The sequence below is a fragment of the Pseudomonas khavaziana genome (assembly GCF_019145205.1).
Lineage (GTDB): Bacteria > Pseudomonadota > Gammaproteobacteria > Pseudomonadales > Pseudomonadaceae > Aquipseudomonas > Aquipseudomonas khavaziana.
In genome coordinates, this window is sequence record NZ_JAHSTT010000066.1 from 1 (window position 1) to 368 (window position 368).

Annotated in this window: 1 protein-coding gene; it reads left to right on the plus strand. The window is 62.8% G+C overall.

Going from position 1 to position 368, the window contains the following annotated elements; all coding sequences use genetic code 11:
* Positions 1–368: RHS repeat domain-containing protein (locus KVH01_RS29540; RefSeq protein WP_217883810.1), on the plus strand; the 368-nt coding region annotated here is incomplete at both ends.

Consider the following 368-nt stretch of genomic DNA (forward strand, 5'->3'; position numbering starts at 1 on the left):
CGCACCGCCTACGCCTACGACCTCAACGGCAACCTGCAGGAAAAGACCGAATACGGCGACGACGGCAGTCAGCTCATTACCCGCTACGAGCGCGACCACGCCGGGCGTCTTGTAAGAAAAACCCTGCCCGATAACAGCGTGGTCGATTACACCTACGACCGCCAAGGCAACCTCCTCAGCGTCGAAGACGGCCACTGGGCGCTGGCCTACGAGTACGACCGCCAAAACCGCCTCACCGCCGAGCACCAAGGCTGGGGCACCTTGCGCTATGGCTACGACGCCTGCGGCCAGCTGAAAAACCTGCGCTTGCCGGACAATAACCGCCTCACCTTCAACCACGACAAAGGCGGCCACCTCGCCACCGTCGA